Source organism: Paenibacillus tengchongensis, assembly GCF_008973665.1.
In the GTDB taxonomy this organism is placed as follows: domain Bacteria; phylum Bacillota; class Bacilli; order Paenibacillales; family Paenibacillaceae; genus Paenibacillus_AQ; species Paenibacillus_AQ tengchongensis.
In genome coordinates, this window is sequence record NZ_WACP01000001.1 from 459429 (window position 1) to 473163 (window position 13735).

Below are 13735 nucleotides of genomic sequence, written 5' to 3' on the forward strand. Positions count from 1 at the left end.
AAAACGGAACCTGGCATATACCCGCATTCGAAAAACATGATTTTAGCCCTCTTTTTTGTCATAATAGCGGCGAAAACAGCTGACAAAGACCTTGGATAAGCTTGACTTTCCATCCTCTTTTCATAAAAATTTGCGGGTCGATAAACTCGCTGTGCTTCAGATCCCGGCTGAAATCTTCCGCCAGGCTATTTATCCGTTCCGGATCAAACAGCACCGTCGTGAGCTCGAAGTTGGAATAACAGCTGCGCATGTCCAGATTGGCGCTGCCCACAGTGGCAAACAGGCCGTCGATGACCATGACCTTAGCGTGCATAAAGCCTGCAGTGTAGCGGTAGAACTTGACTCCGGCATCCTGAAGATTCTCCACATAGGATAGAGAGGCCTGATACACCAGCTCACTGTCCGGCTTACCGGGTATCATGATCCGCACATCCGTCCCGCCCAGAACTGCATTTTTGAGCGCACGGCAAATCGCCGGATCGGGGATGAAATACGGCGAAGCAATCCAGATCCGCTGCCTGGCGGCCCCGATGGCTGCCGTGAATAAGGCCGGGGTGGCATCGACTGCCCGGTCGGGTCCGCTTGGTATAATCAGGACCGGTTCCGCGCCCTTTCCGCTGTGCTGCGGAAACAGCCGGGGATGACCTTTGGCATTGCCCGCAGCCAGCTGCCAGTCTCTCAGAAACACATCCTGAAGACTATACACGGCATCGCCTACAATTCGTACATGCGTATCCCGCCAAGCCCCTGTCTGCGGATCTTTGCCCAAATACTCCTTTCCCACATTAAGCCCGCCGGTAAAGCCGACCGTCCCGTCCACAACAACAATTTTACGGTGGTTGCGGTAATTGAACCGGCGGGAAGCAAGGCCGGACAGCGGCCGCAGAAAGAAGTGCACCTCTACCCCGGCCTGTCTTAAAGCGCGCACAAAAGAACGTTCCAGCTTCAGGCTCCCCAGCCCGTCGCACAGCAGCCGCACTTTGATCCCCTGGCGCGCCTTACGGATCATCACATCCTGAAACTGTTCTCCGGCCTCATCGCCGCGAAAGATATAAAACTGGATATGAATATGCTCCCGGGCGCATTCCATCGCCTCCAGCATCGCGTTATACGCCTCCTCGCCATCCCCCAGCACACGGCAAGTATTACCGCCGGTAAGCGGATACTCCGACAATCCGGTCAGCAGCCGCAGCAAATGCTCATGGCCCTCCAGCTGCGGGTTTCCGCACTCTGAGACGCCGGCGACGGCATGGATCTTCGCCCGCAGTTCGGGGCGGAGGCCGCGGCAACCGCCCGGGGAGCCGCGGCGGATTCTACGGCCGCGCCAGTAGTCTGCGCCCAGGAAATAATAGGCCGCCAGCCCGGCGGGCGGAAAGCACAGGCTCAGGGTGATCCAGGCGAGCGCCCGCTGGGGACGGCGGAATTCCAAGCATAAGATAAGAGCTACCTGCAGGATATACAGGCACAATAAAATTACGGCTACCTTCAAAACGAATCACCTCCTGAATGCCCCTTGCTTCTCTAACGAATCCGTTCTAATCAAGCGGCTTTGGCCTATCGCCAATACAGCTTTTGCCCGAACCCCCTCAGTTTATTCATACAACTGCAGTCATGTTCGCAGGCAGCCCGGAATACATAGAGTAATAGGACCATTCGGATGAGCCCGCTCCGGCGCAGGATAACCCTTTCATTCCGGCAGCCGCTGCCCCGGGCAACGTTCGTTTATTTACAGCGAGCGGCTTATGCACAGGGCCGCAGGAAGGAGAAGCTAATGAAGAATCAGCCAGATCGTAACCGGATTACGCTGCTTGTCGTCCGCGAAGCCGGACGGCCGGTCAGACAGCTGCAGCTGTCCAAACCGCTTGCCCTGGCTTTGCCTGCCGCAGCAGCCCTGTCCCTTTCCAGTCTGGTCACCTCCATGCACTTTCATGCCTCCCGCTCCATCGCCGAGCTGGAAGCCGAAGCCGCTGCGCTGCAGCTGAGCAATGTGCAGATGGAGATTCAGGCCCAGGATAAGGATAAGACGCTGCAGCTGCTGCGCAGCCAGGTGACCGAGCTGTCCGAGGAAGCGGAAAGCATTAGAGACAAGCTGAAAAATGTCAGTGAATTGGAGCAGCAGCTCCAATCCTTGATTGAGCAGGAACAGGGAACCGCCGGGCAGACGGACGGGGACCGGCAGGCTTCCGCCGCCGGCACGGAAGGCAGCTTCCGGGCGGTTACTGATGCAGGACATCCGTTCCAGGTGGCTGCCTCCGCTGCATCCGCCGTCTCTGGCGCCCTGCAATTCCGCTTGTCGGCATGGAATACAGCGGCAAGCCGGACGGTAGCGCCGCAGGTCGGCGGCGAGTATGTTGCCGTCTATGAGGAGGACTCGCTCAAGCTGGCACAGGAAGCGCGGGATGATTATGAAGAGATCCACAGCCTGCTGGATGAAATGCTGACCAGCATTAACAGCACGATCACAGCCGCCGAAGAAGCCAATCAGGCCGAAGCACAATTGGCGGCCAGACGGGCGCAGGCCGAACAGAAGCGGCTGGCCGCGCCTGTCCTCTGGCCCACCAGTTCCAAGGTCATTACCTCCAGCTTCGGCTACCGCTCCGATCCGTTCGAGGGCACCTCCGCTTATCACTCCGGTATCGATATTGCCGGCAGCATCGGCGATCCCATTTACGCCGCGATGGACGGGACGGTCACGGCTTCCGATCAGATGGGGGCAAGGGGCAAATATATTATCCTCAAGCACAGCAACGGGCTGGAGACCTGGTACATGCACTTGAACGGAATGTCTGTCTCCGCCGGCGACAAGGTGGTCAAAGGCCAGAAAATTGCCACCCTCGGCAACACGGGCCGCAGCACCGGCCCCCATCTGCATTTCCAGGTTGTCAAACAGAACAAGCCGGTCAACCCGTTAAACTATGTCAAACCTTAATGTCAAATGTTAGGAGGAACCGATATGTTGAAGAAGAATGTACCCGTCAAAGCCACGGATTCACTGATCGGTCAAGGGGGGGCGCTGGAAGGCAAAATCTTATGCGATACGAATCTGCGTATCGAGGGGAGTTTCAGCGGAGAGATTGACTGCCGGGGGACCGTCACCGTCGGTGAACAGGGTACCGTGCATTCCAGCATCAAGGCTACGGAGGTAATTATCGCCGGCAAAGTCTTCGGCGATGTCACAGCGGACCGCAGGCTGACGATGACGGAGAGCGGCCAGCTGCACGGCAACATCGTTGCCGCCGCGCTGAGCATCTCCGCAGGCAGTGTCCTTAACGGTTCTGTGGCCATGGCGAAGCAGCCCGCCCCGGAACCGGCGGGCGGGCTGCTGGACAGCGGCAAAACGGACAAGAAAGGCAAGTCTTCCCATGCGCAAGGCACACTGGAAGCGGGTTAAGCGGGCCTACGCCCGCTTTTTTCAATATTTACAGTACACTCCCTGCACCGCTTATGCGGCCACATCCCGCTTGCCGAAGACAACCCAGGCCACGGCCAGGAACAGCGCGTAATAAACGGCCAGCACCGCAATGGAGAATCCCAAGGTAATGCCGGCAGGCCCGGTGTCCGACAGAATGTAGCGTCCGAGATCCATATGCGTGAAGATCAGATACTTGGCCCACGCATACCGCTCCGGATTGAAGATCATGGCAAACATATTCTGCGTAAACATTATAAAGAGCGACAAGCCGATAGCCAGGCCGCTGGCCCGGAACACGCTGGAGACCATGAAGGCCAGTGCCGCAGTGATAAACATTTCGAAGTAGCTGCAAAGCACGTCTAGCATCGCATACTCAAATGCCGTGAAGCTTCCTACGGTAGCCGAAGCATTTCCCGAAGAGAAGATGAGCGATGCGCCATAGGCAAAGAGCATCATAACCGCTGTGCTGAGCAAGCTGAACAATACCAGAGAGATGTATTTCGAGAGCAGGATTTTGGACCGGCTCCACGGGCGGATCAGCAGCAGCTTAATGGTTCCCCAGGAGAATTCACCAGCCACGGAATCAGAAGCGATGACGACAGTAAAGATAGTATTGAGGAAAAAAGCGATCGTCAGTGTAATTTGAAAATTCTCCCATACTCCCATCAAGGACGCTGAGCCGCCGCTGCTGGTGAAATGGAACAGTGCCGGAAACAGCACGCTTATAAATGCCAGAATGAATAGCATCACCCAGGTGCGGACACGGCTGTAGATCTTGATATTCTCATTATGTATGAGCGATGTGAACTCAGACAATGCCTTCACCTCCCGTAATCTCCAGGAATTGATCCTCCAGCGACCGTGAAAGCGTACGGATGCCGTAGACCTTAATGCCGGCGGCTACCAGCCTGGCATTCAGTCCGGCCACTTCTTCGCGTCCCGCCTCCAAGACGATGCCGCCTTGCTGCAGCTGCCCGCGCCCGATCAGCTCCAGCGCCGCTTGCGGATTGTCGACCTCAAACAGCGTCTCCACACTGCTTACCGCAGCCGCGTCGCCTACCGTTTTCAGCTGTTTGATATCCACCAGCTTGCCGTTCTGGATGATCGCCACACTGTCGCACATCAGCTCCATTTCCGACAGGAGATGGCTGGAGACAAATACCGTCGTTCCTTCCTCGGTGCACAGCCGGCGCAAATAATCACGCAGCTCACGGATACCTTGCGGGTCCAGACCGTTGGTCGGCTCATCGAGAATGAGCAGCTTAGGCCGGTGCAGCAGCGCCTGGGCCACTCCGAGACGCTGGCGCATGCCAAGCGAATAGGATTTGACTTTGTCATGTATCCGCTGTTCCAGGCCCACGAGCTTGATAACCTCGTCGATCCGCTCCTTGCCGACACCGGGTACCATACGGGCATATTGCCGCAGATTCTGGTAACCGGTCAGGAACTTGTACATTTCCGGATTCTCTACGATGGCTCCGACATTCGCTATGGCCTCTTCAAAATGGTCCTTGATGCTGCGCCCGCAGATCAGGATATCCCCCTTGCTGATCGAGATCAGCCCCACCATCATCCGGATGGTTGTCGTTTTGCCGGCGCCGTTCGGGCCAAGAAACCCGAAGACCTGTCCCGGCGGGATATCGAGCGTCAGATCGCTGACCAGCGTCTTGGAGCCGATGGTTTTGGTCACATTCATTAGACTGGCCACCGGCTTTACCACTTCCGCCATATTCGGCATCACTTCACTTCCTTTCGTCATTTTAAAGATACGGAAATAGTGGCTGTAAGCCTGCAATCCCTTGTAGTTTACCACGGTTTGCCTTTTTTCTGAAAAACAAGAAAACAACTGGCGAAGTTCCGTGGCATTACATAAATAAAACTATAATTGTTAGACGCCGCTGAGCCCGGTAACCCTGCAAGAAATATAAAAAGAGGGAATCGCGCCTGCTAACCCGCCGCAGTTGCCTGAAACAAAGGCGACCCGGCAAAATTAGGAGGAGTGATTCCCTCTAACTTATTATCTTAATGCTATAAGATGATTACATTTAAAAGTAAGGTGCTCCCTGATCCTTAAGGCAGCCTCTGCTATTGCAGACATCGGGGCAGCTTAGCCCCCGACGCGGGCCAGCTCGCGCATGTTCGCTTCGAAAGCGGCCAGCAGGGCGGCTTCGCCGGTAAGTCCGGTCTCCTCGACCTTGCGGATCTGTTCCAGCATCCGCTTGTAATCCTTAGGAATGATGCGCACGAACTTCGGCAGAGCCTCACTCCAGTTCTCCAGTACTCTTCTGCCCGCCTGGCTGTCTGTGTACTCGGTATGCCGCGAGATCATGTGTTGCAGCTGCTCGGCTTCCTCCGCATCCTCCACCCGCTCCAGCAGCACCATTTCCAGGTTGCAGCGTTTCACGAAGGTGTTCTCAGGATCGTATACATAAGCGATACCGCCCGACATCCCGGCTGCAAAGTTGCGTCCGGTCGTACCCAGTACCACTACGCGGCCGCCTGTCATATATTCGCAGCCGTGGTCGCCCACGCCTTCCACGACAACATTGGCACCGGAGTTGCGGACGGCGAACCGTTCGCCGGCAATGCCGCTGATGTAAGCTTCACCGCTGGTGGCTCCGTAGAATGCCGTATTGCCGATAATGATATTGTCTTCCGCGGCGAAGGTGGCCTTCGGCGACGGCTTGATCACCAGCTTGCCTCCGGACAGTCCCTTGCCGACATAGTCATTGGAGTCGCCTTCCACCGTAAGGGTGATACCCTTCGGTACGAATGCGCCCAAGCTTTGTCCGGCAGAGCCGGAGAAATGCAGGCGGATCGTGTCTTCCGGCAGACCGGCGGCGCCGTATTTGCGCGTCAGCTCGCTGCCGAGAATCGTACCGACCGCACGATTGACGTTCGTGATCGGAAGCGAAGCTTCTACCGGACGGCCGGATTCCAAAGCCTCCGCAGCCAGATCAAGCAGCTTCGACATATCCAGCGTCTCTTCCAGCCCATGGTTCTGGCGTTTGCTGCGGAAGCGGGTGCTGCCTTCCGCCACAGCCGGCGTATGCAGCAGGCTGCTCAGATCAACGCCCTTCTTCTTCCAGTGCGTCGAAGCCTGGGTCGCATCCAGGCAATCGGTCCGTCCCACCATCTCTTCGATTGTGCGGAACCCGAGACTGGCCATAATCTCCCGCAGATCCTGGGCAACGAACGTCATGAAGTTCACGACATGCTGCGGATCACCGGTAAAGTTCCTGCGCAGGTCCGGATTCTGCGTGGCTACGCCGACTGGACAGGTATCCATCTGACAGACACGCATCATAATACAGCCTACAGCTACGAGAGGAGCCGTCGAGAAGCCGTATTCTTCGGCACCGAGCAGCACGGCTACCGCAAGGTCGCGTCCGCTCAGCATCTTGCCGTCGGTTTCCAGCACGACGCGGTCGCGCAGGTTATTCAGCATCAGTGTCTGGTGAGTCTCCGCCAGGCCGAGCTCCCACGGCAGTCCGGCATGACGGATGGAGTTCATCGGCGATGCGCCGGTGCCGCCGTCATAGCCGCTGATCAGGATAATATCGGCACGTCCCTTGGCTACGCCGGCAGCAATGGTGCCGACGCCAACCTCGGAAACGAGCTTCACGTTGATATTGGCACGCGGATTGGCGTTCTTCAGATCATAAATCAGTTCCGCCAAATCCTCGATGGAGTAAATGTCATGATGCGGCGGCGGCGAGATCAGGCCTACGCCCGGCGTGGAGCCGCGCACTTCGGCAACCCAAGGATACACCTTGCGGCCCGGAAGCTGTCCGCCTTCACCCGGCTTGGCGCCCTGCGCCATCTTGATCTGAATCTCGTCGGCGTTCACCAAGTAGTTCGAGGTTACCCCGAAACGTCCCGATGCCACCTGCTTGATCGCACTGCGGCGGGAATCGCCGTTAGCATCAGGAATGAAGCGCGCCGGGTCCTCGCCGCCTTCACCGGTGTTGCTCTTGCCGCCGATGCGGTTCATGGCAATGGCCAGCGTCTCATGCGCTTCCTTGCTGATCGAGCCGAAGGACATGGCGCCGGTCTTGAAGCGTCTCATGATCGATTCCGCCGGTTCCACCTCTTCCAGCGGTACAGGCTCGCCCGCCGGCTTCAGCTGCAGCATGGAGCGCAGCGTCAGATGGTTCTTCGTCTCGCCCTGCACCAATGCCGCATATTTCTTATACAATTGGTAGTCACCGCTCCGCACGGCGTGCTGGAGCAGGTGGATCGTCTGCGGGTTGAACAGATGGTCTTCGCCGTCGGCCCGCCATTGGTATTCACCGCCGGAATCGAGCACCTTATCGTTGCCGTCCTTCTCGGTGAAGGCGCGGTTGTGATGAATCAGCGCTTCCGCCGCTACTTCCTCCAGGCCGATGCCGCCGATGCGGGAAGGCGTCCAGGTAAAGTAGCTGTCCACGAAATCCTGTCTAAGGCCGACCGCTTCGAAGATCTGTGCGCCGCGGTACGATTGAATCGTGGAGATCCCCATCTTGGAGAGAATCTTAACAACGCTCTTCGTGGCAGCCTTGATGTAGTTCTTCACAGCCTTCTCATGCGAGATGCCGCGCAGCAGACCCTGGCCGATCATATCGTCAAGGCTCTCGAAGGCCAGGTACGGGTTAACCGCACTTACGCCATAGCCGAGCAGCAGCGCATAGTGATGTACTTCGCGCGGCTCGCCGGATTCCAGCAGGATGCTGACCTTCGTCCGCGTTCCTGAGCGGATCAGGTGGTGATGCAGGCTGGAGACGGCGAGCAGCGCCGGGATGGCGGCATTCTCGCGGTCCACGCCGCGGTCAGACAGGATCAGAATGTTGTGACCCTTGCCCATCACGCGGTCAGCAGCTTCATTCATCCGCTCCAGTGCGATGCGCATGCCCTCCGCGCCCAGCTCCGCCGGGAACAGAATCGGAATGGTCATTGACTTAAAGCCGGCGCGGCGCACGTGGCGCAGCTTCGCGAAATCTTCATTGGAGAGGATCGGCGAGTCCAGGGAAATCTGGCGGCAGCTTTCCGGCTCCGGCTTGAGCAGATTCCGCTCCGGTCCGATCGTCGTAGCCGTCGATGTGACCAGCTCTTCGCGGATCGCGTCGATCGGCGGATTCGTGACCTGTGCGAACATTTGCTTGAAGTAATTGTACAGACGCTGCGGCCGGTCGGAGAGCACGGCCAGCGGAGCGTCATAGCCCATTGAGCCGACCGCTTCGGCCCCGGTGGAGGCCATCGGCTCCAGCACCTTACGCAGATCCTCGAAGGTATAGCCGAAGGATTGCTGCAGCTGCTGGACATTGTCATGCTTCGGATTCGGCAGCTCAGGCGCGTCCGGAAGCTCTTCAAGACTGATCAGATGTTCATCCAGCCACTGGCGGTAATTCTCCTGGGCAGCGATTTCCGCCTTCACTTCCTCGTCGGAGATAATCCGTCCCTGCTTCGTGTCCACCAGCAGCATGCGTCCCGGTCTCAGCCGGTCTTTATAAAGTACATTCTCCGGCGGGATATCAAGTACGCCCGCTTCGGAGGAGAGAATGATCAGATCATCTTTGGTTACATAATAACGGGAAGGGCGCAGGCCGTTACGGTCAAGAATCGCGCCGATCTGCACGCCGTCGGTAAAGCCCATCGCCGCAGGTCCATCCCATGGCTCCATCAGCGTGCTGTGATATTCATAGAAGGCCTTCTTCTTGTCGTCCATGCTGTCATGGTTGCTCCAAGGCTCGGGAACCATCATCATGGCGACATGCGGCAGGGAGCGTCCGCTCAGATAGAGGAATTCGAAGGTGTTATCGAACATCGCCGTATCGGAGCCGTCCGGGTTCACCACCGGCTTGATCTTGCCCAGATCTTCACCGAATACTTCGCTCTTGAACAGCGACTCGCGGGCATGCATCCAGTTCACATTACCGCGCAGCGTGTTGATCTCGCCGTTGTGAATCATGAAACGGTACGGATGCGCGCGTTCCCAGCTCGGGAACGTGTTCGTGCTGAAGCGGGAGTGGACCAGCGCAATCGCCGATTCCAGTTCTTCATTCTGCAAATCCAGATAGAACTGGCCTACCTGTTCGGTGGTGAGCATGCCCTTGTAGACAATCTTGCGGCATGACATGCTTGGCACATAGAAGGATTCCCCTTCTTCTACCCCGCCGTAGCGGATGGCCAGCTCCGCGCGTTTGCGGATGACATAGAGCTTGCGTTCGAATGCCATCTCGTCCTTAATGCCCTCGGCAGCGCCGATAAACACCTGGCGGACGTACGGTTTGGCCGCTTTGGCCGTCTTGCCGAGCATTTCGTCATAGGTTGGCACATCGCGGAAGCCGAGCACCTGCTGGCCTTCTTCGGCAATGATCTCGCTCAGAAGCTTCTCATGACGGCTGCGGATTTCCTCGTTATGAGACAGAAAGATCATGCCCACGCCGTAACGGCCCTGTGCCGGCAGCTCAAAGCCGAGCTTCCGGGCTTCGCCCGCAAAGAAACGGTGCGGCAGCTGCAGCATAATCCCCGCTCCGTCGCCGGAGTTCGGTTCGCTGCCTTGTCCTCCCCGGTGCTCCATGTTAAACAGCATCGTCAGGGCGTTACTAACAATATCATGGGAGGGTTTGCCCTTAATGTGGGCGACAAACCCCATGCCGCATGCATCTTTTTCGAACTGGGGATCATATAGGCCCTGTTTGCCGGGCAGTTCTGTGTGTCTCATCTTACGCAACCTTTCTATTATAAAGTGAACGGATTTCAGGAAAAAGTTTCACAGAGAAATCTTAATAATTATTCAAGGCAGATTGGTTATATTATTTTATCATCGACCTGACATGAGCGCAATTTAAACTTTTTTATGAGTTTGATTAACATTTATTTTTGCGTTGCAGCTTTAGAGAATAAAAGCGTAAAAAAACTATACTATGCATATTTATTCATAAATAGTGAATAAGGCCTTATGCAATGAAAACGCTTCAACTGTTTTCTTTCCATAAGATGTAAGTATAATGTCGCATTTTCGCTTTACTACAGCAAAGGACGTCTCCGAAGAGACGTCCTTTACAATGATTTTACCAAATCTTCAATCAGAATTTATACAGTCAAAACTTGTTCACTTTTCACTGCGGCTTCACTGCCCCGGTCACGGGTCATAAAGTAGGTGAAGGTCAGGGCCAGGAACACGAGGCCATAGATGGCCAGCATGCCGGCGTCGCTCCACATGGCGCTGTAATCGCCGCTGGAGATGACCGCCTTGAAGCCCTTGACGCTGTAAGTCATCGGCAGCAGCGGGTTCAGCACCTTCATCCAGCCCGGAATCAGTTCGAGCGGGAATGTGCCGGCGCTGGTCGTCAGCTGCAGAATCAGAATCACGATGACCACGAACCGTCCCGGCTGGTCAAGCCAGGTTACAATCGCCTGAATCATCCACATAAAGGCGAGGCTGGTGATAAACGCGAAAGCGTAGAAGAGCGGCACGCTTTGCACTTCAAGCCCCAGTCCGTACAAGACGATCATCGCTGCCAGCAGCGCCTGGACGACGCTCATCATCGAGAATGTCAGCGTACGGCTGATGAAACGGTTGAACCGGCTGGCTCCGGCCACCTCGGATTCGCGCATCGGCACCACCAGGGTGCAGATCAGCGCGCCTACAAAGAGGCCGAGCGACAGGAAGTATGGAGCGAACCCGGTGCCGTAGTTCGGCACTTCATTGACTTTCTGCTCATCGATCACTACCGGCTGGGCGAACATCGACACCAGCTCATCGGATTTGTTCACTTCGGCGGTCTGCTTGGCCGCATCGCCCAGCTTGGTGGCCAGCTCGGTCGAGCCGGATTTCAGCTCATCGAGTCCGTCCTTGAGCTGACCTGCGCCGTCCGTCAGCTGCTGCGAGCCGTCGGCCACAGAGGCCAGGCCGCTGCTCAGCTGTCCAGCGCCTCCGGCCAGCTTCGCGGTGCCGGCTTCCAGCGCCTTGCCGCCCTCGGCGAGCTTCGCCCCGCCTGCGGCCGCTTCGGCGAGCTTCGCGCCGAACTGCTGCATGCCGGCGGTCAGTGTGCCGCCGCCCTGCTGCAGCTGCTGCGCACCGGCGAGCAGCTGCGTCTGCGCTTCATGCAGCTGAGTGCTGCCGGCATTCAGCTGCTGCGCCCCCTCGTGCAGCTGGGAGACGCCGTCCACCAGCTGCTGCGAGCCGCTGTGCAGCTGGCTGGCGCCCTGCTGCAGCTGCTGCTGGCCGCTGTGCAGCGCGGCCGCACCTTCCAGGAGCTGCTGCTGGCTGGCATCCAGCTGCGCGCTGCCGTCAGCGACCGCGGTTGCCGCCGCGATCAGCTTCTGCACATCCGCGCTGGCAGCCAGCTGCGGATTGCCCTTGGCCAGCTGCTGCAGGCCGTCGGCTACAGCTTTCGCCCCGGCGCTGACCTTCGCGCTGCCTTCCTTGGAAGCGGTCAGACCCGCTTCCAGCTTCGCGGCGCCTTCCGTGGAGGCGGTCAAGCCCGTCTCCAGCTTGGCGCTGCCGCTCTCAACGCTTTGCGTGCCGGCCGCAAGCTTCTCGGTACCGTCCACAGCCGACTTCGTTCCGGCTTCAAGGGCAGCCGCTCCGGCTTCGGCCTGCTTCAGGCCGGCGCTGAGCTTGGCGCTGCCGCCTGCGCTTTGCTGCACGCCCGACTGCAACTGCTTATGGGCGGCAGACAACTGCTGCAGTCCGCCGGCCAATGTGCTGCTGCCTTCTTCCAGCGCTGCAGCGCCGCTGTTCAAATCATTTACGCCCTGGGTCAGCGGCGCTACGCCGTCGACCAGCTTGCCTGCGCCCTCGGTTAGGACAACCAGGTTCTCCTGCAGCTTCAGCGCACCGTCATCCAGTTTGCCTGCACCGTCAGCGATTTGGGTAGCCCCGTCGCCGGCTTCGCCCAGACCGCTGGATACCGTGGTGATTTTGTCAAATACAGAGTTGGTATAAGCTTCGGTGATCTTGGCGGACACTTTCGTTTTGATATCCTTAACGGCAGTGCCGCCGATTTGACCCGCCAGGAAGTTATAGCCTTCATTCGGCTCATAGATAATTTTGGCCGGTTCCGGATGGTCCTCCAGCAGTGTCGTTGCTTTGGCCGAGAAATCCTCCGGCACAATAATGGCCATATAATAGGTATCGTCTTGGAGCCCGGCTTCCGCCTGCTCGCGGGACACAAACTGCCATTTGAATCCGTCGGTCTTCTTCAGCTCCTCCACCAGTTCGTCGCCGGCGGCCAGCTTCGTCCCCTCATATTCGGCCCCTTGATCTTCATTGACGACAGCGACCGGCAGTTCATCCATTTTGCCGTACGGGTCCCAAAAGGCTTTCAGGAACAGCCCGCTGTACATTACCGGAATGAAGAGGACGACCAGCATCGGGATCAGCACCTTCGGATTCTTGAATGCCGCACCGAGGTCCTTGAGAAACACGGACAAAGATTTCATTCTGGTTCTCTCCTTTTATTCTCTTTACTTTTTACTAGATTTCATGAAAGATTACAGTAACACCAGATGACCATTTTCCCCATTCGGTCAATCCGGAGCAAAAAAATAGGCCCTTCCGGCTTTCTCCCAGCCTGCCGTTCCCGACAAGGGGTTCTAAGGGAAAGCGGACAACGGACGCCATCCCCCACTGGTTCTTCTTAGGCCCGCTGTGCCAGACCATCGCCGATAAATAACTGAAAATACTGCTGGATCTGCTCTTTATCGAGCGGCTCATGCACTTTGTTCAGTTCGGCGGTCAGCACAATGTACAGCCTGAACATCACCAGCGATACAATCTTGGGGTCACAAGGCTTGATCTCCCCGTCCTGAATCGCGTGTTCCACCTCCCGTTCCAGATATTCGAGCACCACGCTCTCCAGCTTGTCGAGACCCTCACCGGCCTGCGGCGTTCCGAAATCGCGGCTTTCCTGGGACAGCTTGATGAATAGCTCGTGTTCGCTGCGAAATTCCAGCAGGGCATCCAGAACCCGGTGCAAATTGTCAAAAAAGGCTTTGTCCCGCCTGATTTCCCGTTCGGCGACCTTCTTCATCTCGACAATGACTCCACGCAGGATCTCGTCAAACAGCTGCTCTTTGTTCATGAAAAAAGTATAAATGGTCCCTTTGCCCACATTGGCAATCCGGGCCACCTGGTCCATGGTGGTCGCTTTATACCCGAACAAGGTGAAGCATTTTGCCGCCGCCTGAAGCACCTGCTGCCTTCGATCAACCACAGCCATTCCAGCACATCCTTTCCCTGTGAGCACTTATCGCCCGCATACAATGACCAATTTACTAAAACGGTCATTTGGTCATTGACTACTTTATCATGTTGACGGCCCAGTTGCAATACCC

At 57.1% G+C, this 13735-nt stretch carries 8 protein-coding genes; 2 read left to right on the forward strand and 6 right to left on the reverse strand.

Annotated features, from left to right (window positions below):
* Positions 1–58: 58 nt before the first annotated feature.
* Positions 59–1489: a cardiolipin synthase gene (gene cls, locus F1381_RS01895; protein ID WP_151733126.1), complete on the reverse strand. Its 1431-nt coding sequence runs from the start codon at positions 1487–1489 to the stop codon at positions 59–61.
* A 282-nt stretch (positions 1490–1771) separates the two neighbouring features.
* Between cls and F1381_RS01900 the strand changes: the two genes are divergently transcribed.
* Both F1381_RS01900 and F1381_RS01905 read left to right on the forward strand, forming a co-directional pair.
* Positions 1772–2929, forward strand: coding sequence for a M23 family metallopeptidase (locus tag F1381_RS01900; protein WP_151733127.1), 1158 nt, complete (start codon positions 1772–1774; stop codon positions 2927–2929).
* Positions 2930–2953: 24 nt separating this feature from the next.
* A complete protein-coding gene (locus F1381_RS01905) occupies positions 2954–3391 on the forward strand; it encodes a bactofilin family protein (RefSeq protein WP_151733128.1) in 438 nt (145 codons plus the stop codon).
* Between the two features lie 51 nt (positions 3392–3442).
* On the opposite strand, the gene F1381_RS01910 is transcribed toward F1381_RS01905, so the two are convergent.
* The 5 genes from F1381_RS01910 to F1381_RS01930 form a co-directional block, all read right to left on the reverse strand.
* Entirely contained in the window at positions 3443–4228 is a 786-nt protein-coding gene (locus F1381_RS01910; protein WP_151733129.1) for an ABC transporter permease, read from the reverse strand.
* The gene (locus tag F1381_RS01915; protein ID WP_151733315.1) at positions 4221–5171 is read right to left on the reverse strand and encodes an ABC transporter ATP-binding protein; all 951 of its coding nucleotides are present in this window, start codon (positions 5169–5171) and stop codon (positions 4221–4223) included. Before F1381_RS01915 ends, F1381_RS01910 begins: the two co-directional genes overlap by 8 nt.
* A gap of 348 nt (positions 5172–5519) precedes the next feature.
* Positions 5520–10115: a glutamate synthase large subunit gene (gltB, locus tag F1381_RS01920; protein ID WP_151733130.1), complete on the reverse strand. Its 4596-nt coding sequence runs from the start codon at positions 10113–10115 to the stop codon at positions 5520–5522.
* A gap of 371 nt (positions 10116–10486) precedes the next feature.
* Positions 10487–12841, reverse strand: coding sequence for a YhgE/Pip domain-containing protein (locus tag F1381_RS01925; protein WP_151733131.1), 2355 nt, complete (start codon positions 12839–12841; stop codon positions 10487–10489).
* Positions 12842–13038: 197 nt separating this feature from the next.
* A complete protein-coding gene (locus F1381_RS01930; RefSeq protein WP_151733132.1) occupies positions 13039–13620 on the reverse strand; it encodes a TetR/AcrR family transcriptional regulator in 582 nt (193 codons plus the stop codon).
* Positions 13621–13735 lie beyond the last annotated feature (115 nt).

What these genes read in the sequence shown, in the direction of transcription:
- F1381_RS01900 (WP_151733127.1), top strand. Translation starts at nt 1,772, where the DNA reads ATGAAGAATCAGCCAGATCGTAACCGGATTACGCTGCTTGTCGTCCGC.
- F1381_RS01930 (WP_151733132.1), bottom strand. Translation starts at nt 13,620, where the DNA reads ATGGCTGTGGTTGATCGAAGGCAGCAGGTGCTTCAGGCGGCGGCAAAA.
- F1381_RS01905 (WP_151733128.1), top strand. Translation starts at nt 2,954, where the DNA reads ATGTTGAAGAAGAATGTACCCGTCAAAGCCACGGATTCACTGATCGGT.
- F1381_RS01915 (WP_151733315.1), bottom strand. Translation starts at nt 5,171, where the DNA reads ATGACGAAAGGAAGTGAAGTGATGCCGAATATGGCGGAAGTGGTAAAG.
- gltB (WP_151733130.1), bottom strand. Translation starts at nt 10,115, where the DNA reads ATGAGACACACAGAACTGCCCGGCAAACAGGGCCTATATGATCCCCAG.
- F1381_RS01925 (WP_151733131.1), bottom strand. Translation starts at nt 12,841, where the DNA reads ATGAAATCTTTGTCCGTGTTTCTCAAGGACCTCGGTGCGGCATTCAAG.